General features: G+C 70.1%; 15 protein-coding genes and 3 pseudogenes. 10 read left to right on the forward strand and 8 right to left on the reverse strand.

What is annotated here, in order from left to right:
* Positions 1-127: 127 nt before the first annotated feature.
* On the reverse strand, positions 128-436 hold the full coding sequence (locus ACTWQJ_RS03280; RefSeq protein WP_443305092.1) for a hypothetical protein: 309 nt from the start codon (positions 434-436) through the stop codon (positions 128-130).
* Positions 437-876: 440 nt separating this feature from the next.
* On the opposite strand from ACTWQJ_RS03280, the gene ACTWQJ_RS03285 reads away from it, so the two are divergent.
* Together ACTWQJ_RS03285 and ACTWQJ_RS03290 are read left to right on the forward strand one after the other, a co-directional pair.
* Positions 877-2,265, forward strand: coding sequence for an asparaginase (locus tag ACTWQJ_RS03285; RefSeq protein ID WP_443305093.1), 1,389 nt, complete (start codon positions 877-879; stop codon positions 2,263-2,265).
* A 6-nt stretch (positions 2,266-2,271) separates the two neighbouring features.
* Complete coding sequence (locus tag ACTWQJ_RS03290; RefSeq protein WP_443305094.1) at positions 2,272-2,448, forward strand: helix-turn-helix domain-containing protein; 177 nt, start codon at positions 2,272-2,274, stop codon at positions 2,446-2,448.
* A gap of 429 nt (positions 2,449-2,877) precedes the next feature.
* On the opposite strand, the gene ACTWQJ_RS03295 is transcribed toward ACTWQJ_RS03290, so the two are convergent.
* From ACTWQJ_RS03295 to ACTWQJ_RS03320, 6 genes and pseudogenes are all read right to left on the reverse strand, one after another.
* Positions 2,878-3,144, reverse strand: a complete 267-nt coding sequence (locus ACTWQJ_RS03295) for a transposase (RefSeq protein WP_443305095.1) — start codon at positions 3,142-3,144, stop codon at positions 2,878-2,880.
* Between the two features lie 392 nt (positions 3,145-3,536).
* Positions 3,537-4,790 (reverse strand): annotated as a pseudogene (locus tag ACTWQJ_RS03300) (ABC transporter substrate-binding protein).
* Positions 4,787-6,043: a branched-chain amino acid ABC transporter permease gene (locus ACTWQJ_RS03305; protein WP_443305096.1), complete on the reverse strand. Its 1,257-nt coding sequence runs from the start codon at positions 6,041-6,043 to the stop codon at positions 4,787-4,789. The pseudogene ACTWQJ_RS03300 and the gene ACTWQJ_RS03305 overlap by 4 nt, the downstream one beginning before the upstream one ends.
* Positions 6,036-6,926, reverse strand: a complete 891-nt coding sequence (locus ACTWQJ_RS03310; RefSeq protein WP_443305097.1) for a branched-chain amino acid ABC transporter permease — start codon at positions 6,924-6,926, stop codon at positions 6,036-6,038. The genes ACTWQJ_RS03305 and ACTWQJ_RS03310 overlap by 8 nt, the downstream gene beginning before the upstream one ends.
* Positions 6,923-7,861: an ABC transporter ATP-binding protein gene (locus ACTWQJ_RS03315; RefSeq protein WP_443305098.1), complete on the reverse strand. Its 939-nt coding sequence runs from the start codon at positions 7,859-7,861 to the stop codon at positions 6,923-6,925. Before ACTWQJ_RS03315 ends, ACTWQJ_RS03310 begins: the two co-directional genes overlap by 4 nt.
* Positions 7,858-8,739, reverse strand: coding sequence for an ABC transporter ATP-binding protein (locus tag ACTWQJ_RS03320; protein WP_443305100.1), 882 nt, complete (start codon positions 8,737-8,739; stop codon positions 7,858-7,860). Before ACTWQJ_RS03320 ends, ACTWQJ_RS03315 begins: the two co-directional genes overlap by 4 nt.
* Before the next feature lie 364 nt (positions 8,740-9,103).
* Here ACTWQJ_RS03320 and ACTWQJ_RS03325 point away from each other — a divergent pair, with 364 nt between their 5' ends.
* From ACTWQJ_RS03325 to ACTWQJ_RS03350, 6 genes and pseudogenes are all read left to right on the forward strand, one after another.
* Positions 9,104-10,471, forward strand: coding sequence for a PucR family transcriptional regulator (locus tag ACTWQJ_RS03325; RefSeq protein ID WP_443305101.1), 1,368 nt, complete (start codon positions 9,104-9,106; stop codon positions 10,469-10,471).
* 319 nt (positions 10,472-10,790) lie between these two features.
* Complete coding sequence (locus tag ACTWQJ_RS03330) at positions 10,791-11,102, forward strand: hypothetical protein (RefSeq protein WP_443305102.1); 312 nt, start codon at positions 10,791-10,793, stop codon at positions 11,100-11,102.
* Positions 11,102-12,736, forward strand: a complete 1,635-nt coding sequence (locus ACTWQJ_RS03335; protein WP_443305103.1) for a sodium/solute symporter — start codon at positions 11,102-11,104, stop codon at positions 12,734-12,736. The genes ACTWQJ_RS03330 and ACTWQJ_RS03335 overlap by 1 nt, the downstream gene beginning before the upstream one ends.
* A gap of 157 nt (positions 12,737-12,893) precedes the next feature.
* A complete protein-coding gene (locus ACTWQJ_RS03340) occupies positions 12,894-13,178 on the forward strand; it encodes a hypothetical protein (protein ID WP_443305109.1) in 285 nt (94 codons plus the stop codon).
* Positions 13,108-14,193: pseudogene (locus tag ACTWQJ_RS03345) on the forward strand (integrase core domain-containing protein). The gene ACTWQJ_RS03340 and the pseudogene ACTWQJ_RS03345 overlap by 71 nt, the downstream one beginning before the upstream one ends.
* Positions 14,194-14,675: 482 nt before the next feature.
* Positions 14,676-14,852 (forward strand): annotated as a pseudogene (locus tag ACTWQJ_RS03350) (transposase); the annotation flags it as partial.
* Between the two features lie 123 nt (positions 14,853-14,975).
* On the opposite strand, the gene ACTWQJ_RS03355 reads toward ACTWQJ_RS03350, so the two are convergent.
* Positions 14,976-15,437 carry a MarR family winged helix-turn-helix transcriptional regulator gene (locus ACTWQJ_RS03355; RefSeq protein WP_443305104.1) on the reverse strand — a complete coding sequence of 154 codons (462 nt, stop codon included), beginning with the start codon at positions 15,435-15,437 and terminating at the stop codon, positions 14,976-14,978.
* An 89-nt stretch (positions 15,438-15,526) separates the two neighbouring features.
* Between ACTWQJ_RS03355 and ACTWQJ_RS03360 the strand changes: the two genes are divergently transcribed.
* Positions 15,527-16,366 (forward strand): SDR family oxidoreductase, encoded by an 840-nt coding sequence (locus ACTWQJ_RS03360; protein ID WP_443305105.1) that lies wholly within the window; start codon positions 15,527-15,529, stop codon positions 16,364-16,366.
* A 131-nt stretch (positions 16,367-16,497) separates the two neighbouring features.
* On the forward strand, positions 16,498-16,929 hold the full coding sequence (locus ACTWQJ_RS03365) for a tannase/feruloyl esterase family alpha/beta hydrolase (RefSeq protein WP_443305106.1): 432 nt from the start codon (positions 16,498-16,500) through the stop codon (positions 16,927-16,929).
* Positions 16,930-17,096: the final 167 nt, after the last annotated feature.

The raw sequence follows: 17,096 nt of genomic DNA on the forward strand, positions 1-17,096 counted from the left end.
GTCGGGCATGGGTGGTCTCGCTCTCGGAGCGCGTACGGTGGCCCGCTCCGTCTCCGGCCCTCTGCCTCCCGCGCTGCGGTCCGCAGGACAGGGGGGTGGAGGCTCTTCACGGGTGGGCTGACGCTCGTCACTGGCGGCGTACCGTGTTGGCGCAATGGGTGTGGATACGTGTCGATCTCGCTGTAGCGCCTGAGGGACTGAGGTAGTCGCTCAGCGCGGAGGGCTTCTCGCACCTGATCTGCTTGTCGCAGGCTGGGCAGATCTCCGCGCCGCCCAGCTTTTCGTAGTGCTCGCACAGGGAGTCGAGGGTGCGTACGAGGCGCCGGGCATAGGCGGCGACCCCGCCGCCCGACTGCGCCAGGCGCTGACCGAGTGTCGGCCCCTGCTCCGCCACGGCGGCCATGCGCCGCCCCGCGTTGTTCCACGTTCGGCTCAAGGAGCATGGTTGGGACAGCTGGGAAGAGTTCTGCGTCCACTTCAGCGCGGCGGCACGGGAGTTGGCCGAGAGGACCGAGCGACGGCGCCTCGCCACTGCGAGCGTTGGGCGCACTACATTCGACCGTTGGGCCTCCGGAACCTGGTACGGACGGCCGAGGACAGAAGCAGCCCAAGTCCTGCAGCACCTGTTCGGGGACTCGGTCGACGACCTGTTCAGCCCCGTCCGCACCCCCGCCGAACTTCGCCAACCTCCCCATGAGGCTGCGGCGGTGATAGCCGACCGCTGGCCCTCCACGTCCCGCCTCGTCGTGCCCGTGACGGGGGCGGCCGGCATGTGGGAGTTGGCCGGGCGGGATTCCCTGGATGGCACTGCTGCGGCCGTACACATCATGACGGCCCTGCACGACGGAGGGATCGGGGACGTCCAGGTTCTCGACCATGATGGAGGACCTGGTCTGGAGCAGTTCTTACGGCCTGCCCGCCGAGGTTTCCTCATGGGAGTCGAAGAACGCCCGCATGACCATCGTCTGTACGTCCTTGACCGCATTCGGCGACGCCGAGCACGCAAACGTTCTTACCGGCTCTGACCCGAAGAACCGGCTGGAACAGCTGGCCGACTTCCTGGACATCGACTGGACCTGGGTCACCACAAGATGCCGGGACCTGGGGGAGCGGAGCGTCGCCGGTCTCGTCCGGTCCCGGAGCCGTCTGCTGACCGTCGAGGGCGTCGACGATGCCTTATCGTTCCTCGGCACGTTCGCACCCGGCCTCTGGACCCGGCGTGCAGCTCGCTTCCCGCGCCTCGACCCTGAAAGGCAGCCCGTGTCCTCTTCCTCGCCCAGGCCGAACGGCACCGTCGAAGTGATCACCCTCGGCGGAACCATCGCCATGACCCGCAGCGGATCTGAGAAGGGTGGCGTGAAGCCGAGCCTGACGGGGGCCGACCTGATCGCCGCAGTGCCGGAGTTGAGCAGCGCGGCAAGAATCACCGTCGAGGACTTCCGCCAGCTTCCGGGCGCCTCGCTGACCCCCGGGGACATCGTGGCCCTCGTCGATCACATCACCAAGGCGGAAGCCGACGGTGTCCAGGGTGTCGTGGTCACGCAGGGCACCGACACCCTTGAGGAGACTGCCTTCCTGACGGACCTGTACCACCAGGGCAGCGTCCCCGTCGTCTTCACCGGCGCCATGCGCAACCCGAGTCTGCCGGGCGCCGACGGCCCGGCGAACCTCCTCGCCGCCGTACAGACAGCCGTGGCTCCGGAAGCGCGCGGTCTTGGTGTGCTGGTGGTCCTGGGTGACGACATCCATGCCGCCGGGCAGGTGCGCAAGATGCACACCACCAGTGTTGCCGCGTTCGCGTCTCCGGGCACCGGTCCCATCGGGCAAGTTGTGGAGGGCGCTCCCCGCATTCGCAGCCAGGCGAAGCGCTACCAGGCTGTGCCCTTCCCTCACCGCGGGTACCCGCGCGTTGAGGTGGTCACCGCCACCCTCGGCAGCGACGGCGTTGTTCTCGATGCGCTCCAGGACAAAGTCGAAGGGTTCGTCATCGCCGCTTTCGGCGTCGGCCACGTCCCGGCCTCCTGGTGCGACCGCCTCGAAGCGTTGGCCGCCACCATGCCCGTCGTCCTTGCCTCCCGTATCGGGACCGGTCCGGTACTTGCAAGTACCTACGCCTTCCCCGGCTCTGAGAGCGACCTGCTCGCCCGAGGCCTGATCGGCGCCGGCGCCCTTGACTCGTTCAAGGCCCGCCTCCTGCTCAGCGCCCACCTGGCCGCCGGTAGCTCCCGCACCGAGATCGAGGCCGCGTTCGCCGCTCGCCGCTAATGCCGGGTGTCCTCGCACAAGGTCCTCACCGCCATCGAGGCGCTGGAACGCGACGCCATTCTGCGTGGGTTGATGGACCACAACTCCAACGTCCAGCGCACCGCGCGGGACCTGGGGATCTCCCGCGCCACGATGTATCGCAAGATGCGCCGCTACGGGATCACCCCACCGAGCCTGACCTGACGGGCCGCATCCGGCACGGGCGCGGAGGCTGAACCTGCCGTACGAGTGGGAGCCACTGCCTGTGGTGTGGGCCTGTTACGGACCGCGCAGAACGTGACACTGCGCAGGCCCTTGAGGTTGGGAGCACAGCGACTGGCCGGAAACAAGCGAGGTTCCTGCGCGGGCTTCACCACGGCAGAGCGGGTTCCTCGCAGGACCGTGCGGGTGATGGCCGCCACCCGCGCCGTGATCACGGCGCCCAGGGGGCTGCCGGGCTTGACCGGGCTCAATACGTCACATGGCATCAGCCGGTCCTCGCACCGGGCGTCGGGGCCAGAGAGTGACCCACCCGGGTTGGCGGACGCCCCAGATCTCCTCCAACTGCGCGAACCAGGCCTCGGCGGCGTTCGCGGTGACAGTGGTGTCGATCTTCCGGAATTTTCTGGCGATCTACGGCCAGTGCTTGATGGAAGCGTACTTGAGGCTGTTGCGGACCATGTGCACCACGCAGACTGAATCTCCCGCCGGCGCCCAGATGCTGCTGATGGAGTTCGGCAGGCCCTTCAGCCCGTCGCAGCAGGCGATCAGCACGTCCGGGATACCGCGGTTCTTCAGCTCGGCCGGCGAGGGCGTCCGCTGCTTGGCGCCCTCGCCGACGGAACCCACCTCCTTGCCGGGCATGCCGAAGACCGCCCGGCGCACCTGGGCGGTCTTCACGCGTTCGGTCCGCCGTTTCGGTCAGACGTCGGTGCCGGCGGAAGGCCGTCGTCCAGGACGATGTGGATCCGAGGCCTCGCGTGCCCTTGCGCTGCGCCAGGCCACGGAACCGCGGCTGCGCACTGCTCCCGAGCAGTCGGCACACGTCCTGGGTCATGAGCGGCTCGTCGGCCGAGCGGACGACGTCGAAAACCTTCCGGTACTCCTCGGGCAGAGCCTTCTCGTCCATGTCCTTCTCCCGGTGCGGCACCAGCAGCACCGCCCGGCCCGCGGGCCTGCCCGGCAGCCGCCTCCGCGTGCAGCCTGGCCGGCACCCGCTCCGCGACCACGAGTTCCTCCTGCTAGGCCGGGACCGCCTCCAGCTCCTTGGCCATGCCTTGGGCCGGGCGGGTTCAGCCCTTGGGCAGGGCGTAGGTCCGCGCCGCGGGCACCTCATGGGCCGGTTCGACGTTCGTGAGGCCGCCGGGGGCCGTCTTCGCCGGCTTGTGGATGAAGGACTGGTACGTCGCCGGCTTGGTGCGGTCCGAGAAGTTCAGCGGCACGCCGAGCACGGTGAGACGGGACTGCTTGCGGTGGGCAGCGGCTATGCCCTCGCGCGTCAGGTCCTTCGCCTTGCAGGCCGCCTTGAGGTCCTCGCCGAGGACGCTGATCGCGTTCCAGCCGCTGACGACACCCGGGTCGAGCAGGTCCTTCGGGTACTTCGCCTTGTAGTCCTTGGCGAGCTTCTGCATGGCGGGGTTGTCGGCGAACGCCGGGGCGGGGCTCACCACTTGGAGCATCTTCTAAAGGGCGGGTCCGACCGGGGTCGCCATCAGCTGCGGGGCGAAGCCCGGCGAGCTGGTGAGGACCGGGACGGTGAAGCCCGCGGCGGCGGCGGTGCCGACCAGGGCGGCCGTCTGACGCGGACCGGCGCTGATCAGGATCGCCTTGACGCCGGCCTGCTTGAGCGCGGTGACCTGGGCGGTCAGGTCCTGGTCGGTGGGCTTGATCTTCTGCCCGACGACCTTCAGCTTCGCCTTCTTCGCCGCGTACTTGGCACCGGCGAGCGCGTTCTCGCCGTACTCACCCTCGAAGTAGACGTGGCCGATCTTGTCGCCCGCCTTCAGCTTGGCCGTACGCACGACGTGGTCGACGCCGTTGATCATGTCGATGTCGTAGGTGGAGCCGACCACCTGGACGTACTCGCCGCCCAGCAGGGTGGAGGCCCAGGCCATCGGGAACGTGAGCAGGTGCTTGGACTCGAGCTCCTGCGACAGCGAGGACACCACCGGGGAGCCGACCATCTGGGACACGGCGGCCACGTTCGGCTCGGTCTCGGTGAACGCGGACACCGCCTTCTGGACGTCGTAGCCGTGGTCCTTGACGGTGATCCTGACGGTCCGGCCGCAGATGCCGCCGGAGGCGTTGAGCTGGTCGGCGTACAGCTGCTGGGCGTTGACGATGCTCTTGCCGAGCGAGGCGTACGGGCCGGTGAGGTCGGTGAGCGCGCCCAGGGTGATGGTCTTCTCCGTCACTCCGGGGCCGGTCTTGATGCCGTCGCTGCCGGCGCTGTTCGCGTCGGTACCGCTCTTGGTGCTGCAGGCCGTGGCGCTCAGGGCGAGTGCGGCGATGACGGCTGCGGCCGGGGCAACTCGGGTGCTTCTCACGGGGTGTGCTCCTTCGGGGCTGTGCGGGTGCGCAGAGGGAAACGCCGGGTGCGGGGGGAGTCGTCGCCCTTGCGGCGCGGCCGTCTGTGGGCCAGTCCGGCCAGGCCGCCGGGGGCGAAGATCAGAACGAGGACGATCGCGGTGCCGTAGAGGTAGCGAGCCGCGTCGCCCGGGGACACGCCGGATCCTGTGGTGCCGGGAGGGGTGAGCAGGGGCAGGTCGTCGGCGTACTTGGTGAGCAGGTGGGGGATCAGGGCGACGAAGACGGCGCCGCAGGCCGCGCCGCCCACCGAGCCGAGGCCGCCGATGACGATCATCGCGAGGTAGTCGATGGACAGCAGCAGGCCGAAGTGGTCGGGGACGACGCGCTTGAACACCAGGGCCAGCAGGGCGCCCGCGGCACCCGCGTACATGGAGGAGACGATGAACGCGGAGGCGCGGTAGCGGGTGAGATGGACTCCCATCACGGCGGCGGCGACCTCGCTGTCGCGTACGGCGCCGAGGGCGCGGCCGGGGCGTCCGCGCAGGATGTTGCGGGCGGCGAGCCAGGCCACGGCCATCAGGGTCAGGCCGACGTACCACAGGCGCTCCAGCCCCCCGAAGGGGACGCCGAGGACGACGAGCCCGTCGGGGGAGGTGTCGGTGAAGGAGAAGCCGAGGATGTCCAGCGGCGGTACGGAACGGCCGTTGAAGCCGCCGGTGACATGCGGGGCGTTGAGCATCATGTGATGGCCGAGGAAGACCAGGGCGAGGGTGGCGATGCCCAGGTACATGCCGCGCAGCCGACCGGAGATGGGGCTGAACAGGCCGCCTGCCGCGCCGGCGAGCACGATCGCAAGCACGAAGGCGAGGACCGGCGGGAGCCCGAGGCCGTACAGGCTGCTGGAACCGGTGCCGGACGGCTCGGCCGCCAGCCACACATAGCCGTACGCGCCGACGGCGAGGAAGAAGGCGTGGCCGAGGGAGAGCTGTCCCGTCGTCCCGGAGAGCAGGTTCAGCCCGATGGCGCCGATGACGGCGGCCATCGCGAACAGACCCGTCTGGAGCCAGAACGAGGTGACGTAGAAGGGGAGGGCGAGCAGGACCAGTACGCCGGCGGCCAGAGCGGCCGCGCGCCGCCCGCGGGGGACGAGCCTGCCGGACCACCGGGCCTGGACGGACGGGGAATCGGCGGGCGCGGGGGCGGGAGCCGCCACAGTGTCGACGGTGCCAGTGGTGTCACGGGCGCCAGTGGTGTCGCGGGTGTCAGACACGGGTCAGCTCCTTCGATCCGAAGAGACCGGTGGGCCGGACCAGGAGCACGAGCACCATCACGAGGTAGGGGGCCACATCGGAGAATCCGGCGCCGAGGACGCTCAGTTCGTTCTGGTAGCCGGCGGCCATCGCCGCGGTCAGGCCGATCACCAGACTTCCGATGAGCGCGCCGGCGGCCGAGTCCATGCCGCCGAGGATCGCCGCGGGGAAGGCGCTCAGGGCGATCTGACTGGTCGTACGGTCGAGTCCCGGCGCGGGGAACGCGGCGAGGAACACGGCGGCGAGCGCGGCCAGCGCCCCGGCGACGCACCAGGCGATGAGCCGTACGCGGTTCAGCCGTATCCCCATCAGGGCCGCGGCTTCCGGGTCGGCGGCGGCGGACCGCATGGACAGGCCCCAGCGGGACCAGCGGAAGGCGGCGAAGAACGCGCCGATGACGATGACCGCGACGACGATGCTCGCGATCCGGGCGTCGGCGACGGTGATGCTGCCGAGCCGGGTCACATCGGCGCCCCAGGGGTCGCCCATGGTGAGGTAGTCGGCGCCGACCTGCCGGTTGAGTTCGGTGCTGAGCAGGACGTCCACGCCGATGGTGAGGATGGTCAGCGTGTGGATCTCCGCGCCGCGCAGGCCGCGGGTGGCCAGCAGTTGGACGAGTCCGGCGAGGGCCGCGGCGAGCGTGGCGCCGACGAGGACGGCGGGGATGAAGCCGATGGCGTCGTGGAGGCGGGCCGTGACATAGCCGCCGAAGAGCAGCAGGGAGCCGTGCGCGAAGTTCATGACGCCGGACGCCTTGAAGATCACGACGAAGCCCAGGGCTATCAGCGCGTAGACGGAGCCGAGCGCCAGTCCGTTGAGGATGGTTTCGGTGAGCTTGATCATGATGCTTCCTCCGAGTCGCGCTCGGTGTCCGGGACGGTGGCCTCGGCGGTGTCCGTGCCGGTGTCCGTGTCCGTGGCAGATTCCGGTTCCGGCTCGGTGTCCTGGACCGGGGTGCCGAGATACGCGCTGATGACCGCCGGGTCGTTCTGGATGCGCTCGGGCGGCCCGTCCGCGATGAGGCGGCCGAAGTCGAGCACGGTCACCGAGTCGGCGATCCGCATGATCAGCCCCATGTCGTGCTCGACGATGAGGATCGAGATGTTCAGGGCGTCACGCACCCGGGCGATCGTCTCGGCCATTGCCGAGCGCTCGGTGGGGTGCATGCCGGCGACGGGCTCGTCGAGCAGCAGCAGTCTGGGCTCCATGCAGAGCGCACGTGCCATCTCCACCCGCTTGCGGTCGCCGTACGCGAGCCCGCCGACCGGCTTGTCGAACGCCGGGCCTAGGCCCAGGAAGTCGGCGATCTCGGCCGCGCGCTCCCGGTGGCGGCGCTGCTCGCGCACCGTATGGGGCAGCCGCAGCGCGCTCGCCGTGAAGCCTGCCCGGGTCAGCCGGTGGCGGCCGAGCATGAGGTTGTCGGCGACGGTCCCGTGGGTGAGCACGATGTTCTGGAAGGTGCGGGCCACGCCGAGCTGAGCGATGCGGTGCGGTGCGAGGCGGGTGAGGTCCTTGTCCGCGTACCGGACGGCTCCGGCGGTGGCGCGGTAGACGCCCGAGATGACGTTGAAGCAGGTCGACTTGCCCGCGCCGTTGGGGCCGATGAGCGCGTGGATCGTGCCGGGCGCGACCGTGAAGGACAGGTCGTCGAGGGCGACCAGGCCGGAGAAGCGCACGGTCAGGTTCTCGACCGTGAGGGCCGGGACCGGGCCGGGTCCTCTGTCCGGTCGGGGGGTCGTGGCGGCCTCGGGGGTCGTGGCCGTCGTGCCGATGCTCATCCGTGCCACCTGCCAAGCTCGGTCAGTCCCGGTCCCGTCACGGACGGAGCGCTCGCGGCCGTCGCGTACGCGGCGTCGCCGTCCGCGTCGGGCGCGTCGCAGCCGGTCTCGTACGTCTCGCCCAGGTACAGCCGTCGCACCTCGTCCGCCGCGGCGAGGTCGGCCGATGCCCCCTCCAGCCGCACCTGGCCGACGTCCAGCACCGACGCGCGGTCGGACAGCTCCAGGGCCATAGCGGCGTTCTGCTCGACGAGGAGGATCGAGGTCCCCTGGGCGTTGATCTGACGGATGATCTCCGCGATGCGCTGGACCATCAGCGGCGCGAGCCCCAGCGAGGGCTCGTCGAGGAGCAGCAGCCGCGGCGCCGCCATCAGCGCGCGGCCCATCGCGAGCATCTGCTGCTCGCCGCCGGACATCAGCCCGGCGGCCTGCCGCCGCCGCTCGGCCAGCACCGGGAACTGCGCGAAGACGCGCTCGCGGGCCGCCCGCAGCTCGGCGCGGGAGCGGCATGCCGACCCCAGGAACCCGGCCCGGAGGTTGTCCTCCACCGAAAGGGCGCCGAAGATCCGCCGGCCCTCGGGCACCTGCACCACCCCGGTGGCCACGGACCGCGCGGCGTCGCCGCTCAGCCGTACGCCGTCGAAGTGCACCGTGCCGCGCTCGACCGTGCCGCGGTGCAGTGCGAGGGTCCCCGAGACCGCACGGAGCAGCGTGGACTTTCCCGCTCCGTTGGAGCCGAGTACGGCCACGATCCGGCCCTGCGGTACGGTCAGCGACACCCCGTGGAGCGCCTGCACGGACCGTCCGTAGCTGACGTGCAGATCGCTGACCCGAAGGGTCCCCGCCTCGGTCTCTGCCTCGGTCTCTGGTGGGCTCATCAGGGCGTTCTCCTTGCTCATCGTGGAGCGAGCGCGTGCCGGGCGCCGGACTGGAGCGCTACGAGAGCACGGTGGTAGCGGGGCGTCCATGGACTGGGAGCGAGCCGCTGTCAGCTCCCAGCCGGGGCGTGATCCGCTTGTGAGGGGGCACAATCCGTACCTCCTGCTGTGCGTGGATCATCACGATTTGACGGACGTTTCGCTTCAGGGGATGACCGACTGCTTAGCATGTGGATTCCTTGGGGTGCGCTCCATGGCACACGCCGATCGCCGGCCGGTGGAGCCACCCACCTGCGACCCGCGCAGCGCAAGACATGGCGACCCGCCGTGGTGTTCTCGCACGCCCCGTCCGTCTGGAGGGTCCATGCACACCAGTTCCGTCCGTGGCGCGGTCCGCCCCCGCGTCACCACCGCCACCACCACCGCCGGTCCGCGGCCTGGTGCCGCCGCCGTCGGTCCACCCCCTGGCGCCACCGCCGTCGGCTCGCCGCCGCCCCTGCCCGAGCCCGCCGACGAGCCCTCGCCGCACCAGCTCTTCGACCACGCCTGCCGGCGCCTGCTCGGGCGCGGCCGGGCCTTCAGCGACACCGTGGTGGACCGGATCCGCACCGAGGTGCCGTACTACGTCGACCCGGTGCTCGCACCGCCCGACCTGCCGCAGTCCGTGTACAAGGGCGTACGCATCACCCTGGCGGCCGCCCTCGACCCGGGCCGGATCGTGGACGTCGAGCGCTACACCCGTGAGCTCGGCATCCGCCGGGCCGAGGAGAGCCGCCCCCTCGACGAGGTGCTGCACGCCTTCCGGGTAGCCGGATCGGAGGTCTGGAGCGGGATCATCGGCGCCGTGGAGCGGGACGGCCTCGGCGACCAGCGCCACCTTGTGCGCGTGGCCGAGCTGGTGTGGAAGAGCAACGACCGCGACTGCGTCCTGCTGGCCGACGCCTACCGCCAGGTCGCCAAGGGTGTGGCCAGCCGCCACAACGAGCGCGTGCGCCTGATCCTCGCCGCCGTGCTGGAGAGCCGCAACGACCCGGCGTTCATCCGGGACGCGGCGTCGATCCTCAACCTGCCGCCCGACGGACGCTTCGCGGTCGCGGAGATACGGGCCACGCCGCCCTTCGGCCGCACGCCCGACGCCGTCCCGGAGATCCGCGGCATGCGCGTCCTGCGCCACACCGGGGGCCGGCGCGATGTGCTCGTCGCCCATCTCGGCGACCGCCCGCTCGGCGCGCTTGTCTCCGCCCTCGACGCCGGTCCCGGCATGCGCATCGGCGTCAGCCCGGTCGTCCAGGGTCTGGAGAACCTGCCCCGGGCGCGGGACATGGCCGGACTCGCCCTGCGCACCTGCCGGGGAGACGGCGAGGTCGCCCGGCTCGACGCCCGTCTGCCCGACGGTCTGCTCATCTCACGGCCCGACCTGTCCGCCGAACTCGCCCTGCGGGTGCTCCGGCCGCTGTACGACCTGGAGCCCGCCGACCGCGAAACGCTGATCGACACGCTCGGGGTGTGGATCGAGAAGGGCGGCTCGGCGGTCCAGGCGGCCCGGCACATGCTGTGCCACCGCAACACGGTGCTGAACCGGCTGCGCCGCTTCGAGCAGATCACAGGGCTCGAACTGTCCCGCCCCCGCGACCTCGTACGGCTCACGCTCGCGTTCGACGCACTCCAACTGCTCGGGCCTGCGGCCGTCCTCGGCGGCGCGGACGCCTGGGATCGCGACGTGGACGGCTGAGGCCGCAGGTTGCGACGTATGTCCACCGCGAGCACGCGATGCGTGCCCCGGCTCGGGCCGCCGCGCATGCCCGTCACCTCTCCCAGCGGCCGTACCGCCGTGGCCGGTTTCCTTCCCGCGGGTGGCTGAATGGGCATCAGCACAGTCACCTCCCTCCGGCGTTGGGAGCGGACAACGGCGTGCCCGAAGCGCATGGACTGACTGGTCGGTACGTGCTCTGGTGAGCCCGCATCAGGGGCAATGCCGTCAGGGGCAATGCCCGCGCAAGGCATCGCCCGAGCCAGGCGATGCGCGCATCCCTGCCCGCCAGGAGAGCTCCATGGCCCATCAGCACGCCCATCCGCACACCCCCCAGCACCATCAAAGACCTCGGCCCCACCCGCCCGGCAGATTCTTCGCGCTCGTCAACGGACTGACCTTCGCGGTCCACCTCCTGCTCGCCTGCACCGCCGAGGACCTGCTGGCCACGCGAGTCGCCGGACAGATCACCCTCGGCGTCGTCGCACTCCTCGCCCAGGGTTCGCTCCTGCTGTGGACGGCGGCGCGCTACGACCGCGCCCCCTACGGCGATGCCCCTTACGACGAGACCCCCTACGGCGAGGCCTCGTACGAGCCGCAGGGGGAGCGCTGATGCTTCCTCAGATGCTGCTCGCCGCAGGGGCACCCGGCACCCTCGACCTGGACACGGACACCCGCTCCTGGGTCCTCGTCGGCTTTCTGACGTTCATCGTCCCGATGCTGCTCATCTGTGTGCTCAACGGCCCCGAGCGCGACCGGGTCAACGACTTCTACACCGCGGGCCGCAGGCTGCGCCCCGTGCAGGGCGCCATCGTCCTCTCCGGCGTCTATCTCTCCGCCGCGACCGTGCTCGGTACGACGGGAACCGTCGCGGTCTTCGGCTTCGACGGCCTGTTCGCCGCCCTGTGCACCGTGCTGTCGCTCGGCGTCCTGCTCCTGCTGGCGGGCCCGCTGCGCGAGCGCGGCAGCTACACCCTCGGCGACACCTTCGCCCTGCGCGCCCCGGGGCCCGCCGTGCGGATCGCGGCCGCCGTCGTCACGCTGAGCGCCTGTATCCCGTATCTGATCGTCCAGCTCTCCGGCGCGGGCCGGACCACCGCCATGCTGCTCGGCCTTTCCGGGCCGGGCGCCGAACAGACCGTCATCGTCATGATCGGCACGCTCGTCGTCTGCGCCACGGCCTTCGGCGGGATGCGAGGCATGATCGCGCTCCAGATAATCAAGACAGTGTTCCTGCTCGCCATGGCGCTCGCCGTGGCCGCGGTGCTGCTCCACCGCTTCCACTGGAGCGCCGACTCCCTCATCGACACCGCCGCTCGGGGCAGCGGCCGACCCGAGGGCTATATGCGTCCCGGCCTGCGCTTCGCCGCCGGCGGCCCGGTCGAGAGCACGCTCGACTTCATCGGCCTGATGATCACCGTGGTGCTGGGCGTGGCGTGCCTGCCCCATGTCGCCACCCAGCTCAACACCGCGCCCGACCCGGCCGCCGCCCGACGTACGGTCCGCCACACCATCGGGATCGTCGGCGCCGTCTGCCTCGTCACCACCGTGATGGGCTTCGGTGCCGCGGCGGTGATCGGTGCCCCGAAGATTCTCGCCGCCGATCCCGGAGCCACCAGCAGCCTGCTGATGCTCACCGGCGATCTGGCGGGAGGATCGTCGGCGCAGACGGGCGAGGCATGGCTCGTCGTGCTGGTCGCCTGCGCGGTGTTCCTCACGACCCTTGCGGTTGTCGCGAGCGTGACCCTGGCGGCGGCGGGCGCGGTCGCCCACGATCTCGTCACCAACGTGGTGCGCCGCGGGCGTACCACCGAGGGCCGGGAGGTGGCCGCGGCCCGTATCGCGTCCGCCCTGGTCGGGGTGCTGAGCATCTGCTGCGCAGTGTGGGTCCAGGGCTGGAACATGGGCTTCCTGTCCACGCTCTCCCTGGCGGTGGCGGCCTCCTGCCTGCTCCCGGCGCTGGTGTACGCGTTGTTCTGGCGCGGCTTCACACGCCGGGGACTGCTGTGGACGCTGTACGGCGGCCTGGGCTCCGCGATCGGACTCCAGGTGTGCAGCCCCGTCTTCTCGGGCAACCCGATGGCGCTGGTGCCCGAGTGGCACATCGACTGGTTCCCGCTCCAGACAGTCGCCCTGGTGTCGCTGCCCGTCGCGTTCCTGCTCGGCTGGCTCGGCAGCGTGACGGGACAGCGGCATACGGCCCCGGTGGCGGAGGCGCCGGTCAAGCCTGACGCACTGACGCACTGACGCACGAAGGCGGCGGCCGGCGGAGCGCCCTCACACGCTCCACTGACCGCCGCTTCCACGGCAAGCCGAGTAAGGGAGTCAATTGCTACGTCTGTGCGCCGAAGAGGCCGTATCGGGCCGCGGATCACCCCCGAGCATCTGGGTGCCGGAGGCGGGCATGCTCGAATGCCTCGGCGTCTTCCTGTCCGACCGGGTGTTCGGCGAGTACCGACGAGACCTGCTCACCGAAACCCTGGACCAGATGGTGCCCTTGCCGAAAACCTCATCCGTGCAGGTGCGAGGCGGTATGCGGGTTTCGCGGGCCCCGGCCCTCGGGTGCTCGGGCCAGGGCTCTGGTGCGGTTGCTGAGGGGCGCGGCAACATGATCGATCGTGCTGTTGCGACTGGCCTACCTGGGTGTGGCGAACGCGTTCGCCATGCTGCGCTTGCTGCCGATGAGTGACCGGGACAAGGACGTGGAAATCCTGGCGCTGCGTCATCAGATCACGGTGCTGGAGCGGCAACTGGGCGGGGACAGGCCGCGGTTCGGCCCGGTCGATCGGGCGTTCCTGGCGGCGTTGCTGCACCAGCTCCCCCGGGACGTGCTGCGCAGGGTTCGGCTGCTGGTGCGCCCCGACACGGTTCTGCGACGGCACCGCGACATGGTCGCACGTCGCCACGCGGCCAAGTCTCGGCCGAAGCGCTCGGGCCGGCCACTCGATCCGCGCCCTGGTGCTGCGCCTGGCACGCGAAAATCCCAACTGGGGCTACAGGAGGGTGCACGGCGAGTTGCTCGTGCTGGGGATCAAGGTGGCCGCCTCCACGGTCTGGGAGATCTTGAAGGAGGCGGGGATCGACCCGGCGCCCGAACGAAGCTCCAGCACGTGGGCCGACTTCCTGCGCTCCCAGGCCGATGCCCTGCTGGCGTGCGACTTCTTCGAGACGGTCACCCTGACCGGGGCGCGGCTGTACGTGTTCGTGGTGATCGAGCACGCCAACCGCCGGATCCGGATCCTGGGCGCGACCGCGCACCCGTCCGCGGCCTGGGTGGTCCAGGCCGCGAAGAATCTCGTCATGGGCCTGGAGGACGCGGGTTGCCGGGCAAGGTTCTTGATCCGGGACAGGGATGGGAAGTTCCCTGAGCTGTTCGATGCCGTCTTGAAGGACGCGGGGATCGAGGCTGTGCTCAGCGGCGTACAGCTGCCGCGAATGAACTCGATTATGGAGAGGTGGGTGCAGACGTGTCGGCGTGAGCTGCTGGACCGCACGTTGATCTGGAACCAGCACCACCTCCACCACGTCCTGCGGGAGTTCGAGCGGTTCTACAACTCCCATCGGCCGCATCAGGGCATCGCGAACGCCCGGCCGCTGCACCCCTGCCCCAGGCGATCACCGATCCAGGGCAGATCGCCCGCCTCGACATCCGTAGGCATGAACGCCTGGGCGGCATCCTCCACGAGTACGAGCATGCCGCGTGACTTGGGCGGACGAGGTTTCCGGCAAGGGCAACGGTGTCGGGCGTGAGGTGCAGGCGGAGGACGGGCGGTGTGGCAAGACCTTGGTCGTCTGCCGCGCCTGTCACGAGGGCGGCATCCACTACAGCGGACGCTCTTGCCGGCAGAACGCACAGGAGGAGGGGGCACCGGAGAGGCGGATGCGGTCATAGACCGCATGTCCGGTTCGGCGGCGGGCCGTCGGAACGGCTCGCCTGGCTGCTGGCGCCGGGTGAGTACGCCATCCCGATCCCAGGCATCAAGATCCCTAAGTGCCTCCCCGGCAACGCGGGCGCCGCACACGTACAGCTGAGCGAGTGGACCTGGCCGAACTCGACGCACTGACCACCCCCTAAAGCAGCCGCTACTGCCCGGGCCTTGCCGCACCACACTCAACGACCCCAAGACCCCAAAGTCACCGGTATGACTCTGTTGGTGATGTTGGCCCCGGGCCGCTGCATGAGATCCAGACGCGAAACCGGCTCGACCAGCAGACCGAGCAATGGCGGCGCAGTTACGCGATCCGCGCCGGCATCGAGGCCACCCTCTCGCAGAACGTCCGGGCCCACGGGCTGCGACGTTCCCGCTACCGCGGCCTGGCCCGCACCCACAGCACGTCCTCACCGCGATGGCCTGCAACGTCGCCCGCGTCGCCGACTGGATCGACACCGCACCCAGAACACGACGCCGGGCCACGCACTTCCGCACCCTGTGCACCGCCGCCGCATGACCCCGCCAACATCACCAACAGAGTCACGGTATTGCGCCTATGCGTCCTTGTGGGCCTTGAGTTTGCGCCACACCGCGCCGAGGGCTTCCAGCTCCTGCTGGTCGAGGACATCCGTGAACACGGGGGCCAGGCAGGCGCGCCGGGTCGCGTCGGCCTCCTCGAACAGGCGGCGGCCCTCTGGGGTGAGGGTGACCTCGACGGAGCGTGCGTCCGTGCTGGACGGGGTACGGGTGACCACTCCGCGTGCCTGGAGGGTGTCCAGGACGCGGGAGACCTGGCTGCGGCTGAGCATCGTGCTGTTGCCGAGCACCGAGGCGGCGACCGGTTCGGGGCTGCTGGCCAGCCACAGCAGCACCTCGAACCAGGAGACGGGCAGGTCGTGGGCCTTGGTCAGGGCGCGGTCGACGCGTTCGGTGAGTACGGTTCCGGCCCACACCAGACCGTAGAACGCGTAGTCGGCCTCGGACATCTCCACCGGGGTGAGCTTCCTCGTCGCCATGGGCCGATCATAGCCGCTTGCGTGTATGCACACACAATTCCTATGGTGTGTGTGCACGCACTTAAATACTCCGACAAGGGAGCCCTGACATGACCTCCAAGGTTGTTCTGATCACCGGTACCTCCTCCGGTATCGGCCTGGCCGCCGCTGTCGCCGCCGCCCGGGCCGGCTGGCGCACCATCGCCACTCTGCGCGACCCCAGCCGCGCCGAGGCTCTGCGCAAGGCCGCCGCGCAGGCCGGGGTCGACCTTGACATCCGGCAGCTCGATGTCACCGACGAAAGCTCCGTCTCAACAGCTGTCGACGGCGTGATGGCCGACTACGGCCGGCTGGACGCCGTGATCAACAATGCGGGGGCCGGACACCTCGGCACGCTGGAGAACGACTCCGTCGCCGATGTGCGCCAGGTCATGGAGGTCAACTTCTTCGGCGTCCTCAACGTCTCGAAGGCCGCCTTTGCCCACCTGCGGTCCTCCGGCGGCCGACTGATCACCGTCACCAGTGTCGGCGGCGTCGTCGGCCAGCCCTTCAACGAGGCGTACTGCGCCGCCAAGTTCGCTGTCGAGGGCTACATGGAGAGCCTGGCTCCGGTGGCAGCCTCCGTCGGCGTGACCGTGTCCGTGGTCGAACCCGGAGGCGTGGCCACCGAGTTCGTCAACAACATCGGTCTGGATCTGGAAGCCGAGATCGCCGCCGCCGGACCCTACGCCCCAGCTCTCAAGGCGTACATTGACCGCACCGTTCCCCGCATGTCCACCGAGTCGCAGACTGCGGCCGAAGCTGCCGAGTCAGTGCTGGAGGCGCTCACCGCGGACCGTCCCGCGTTCCGCCTGCAGACCTCCCAGTGGGCCCGTGACTTCACCAGCACCAAGCTCACCGACCTCGACGGCTCGACCGTCCTCGCGGCCACCGGCAGCTGGATCGCCTGACCCGGCGGGCGGGGCGCCGGAGCGGGCCCAGTGAGTGCTTCGTTGTGGCCCCTGTCGGTGGATGGCCTGTTGCTCCTTGGTGGCGAGGGGCAGCGACTGGCCGGTCAGCAGCGGATGGCGCCGCGTTCCCGGTGCCATGGTCCGACTACGCCCAGGGCGCGGCCATGGGGATGGAGTACTACAAGTCCGTGGTGAGGACGCTGGGGCAGAAGGCGACCGACGCATTCGTCCGCCTCTACGTCTCGCCGGGCACTGACCACCGCTGCGGCGGAACCATCGACCCCAGTGCCCTTGATGGCGACGGCAAGACGGCCTACGGCGTCGGCACCAGCGCCGGAACCGCAAACGGTGTGCCACGCAACGTCGACTGGTTCGGCGTCCTCGAAGACTGGAGCTTCCACGGCAAGGCGCCGGGCAGCGCGATCGTGGCAACCGCCAACAACTATGCGCCGCCCTTCCAGGTACTCGCCACCAAGCCGATCTGCATCTACCCGCAGTACCCCCGCTACACCACCGGTGACGCAGCCTCGGCGAACAGCTATCGCTGTGTGGGCCATCGGTGATCCTCCACGTGCCGCAGGGCCAGAGCCCGGTCAGCAATCTCGCCGAGTTCCTGCAACCGGCTCGAGCACAACAAAGCCGTGGCCACGTGCACTGACGCGGGTCCGTGCGACGATCCTGCAGCCTCACCAACAACCGGCTGCAGGAACGGTGTCGTCCGGCGGGATCA

The organism is Streptomyces sp. KR55 (assembly GCF_052245645.1).
Classification (GTDB): Bacteria; Actinomycetota; Actinomycetes; order Streptomycetales; family Streptomycetaceae; genus Streptomyces; species Streptomyces flavusporus.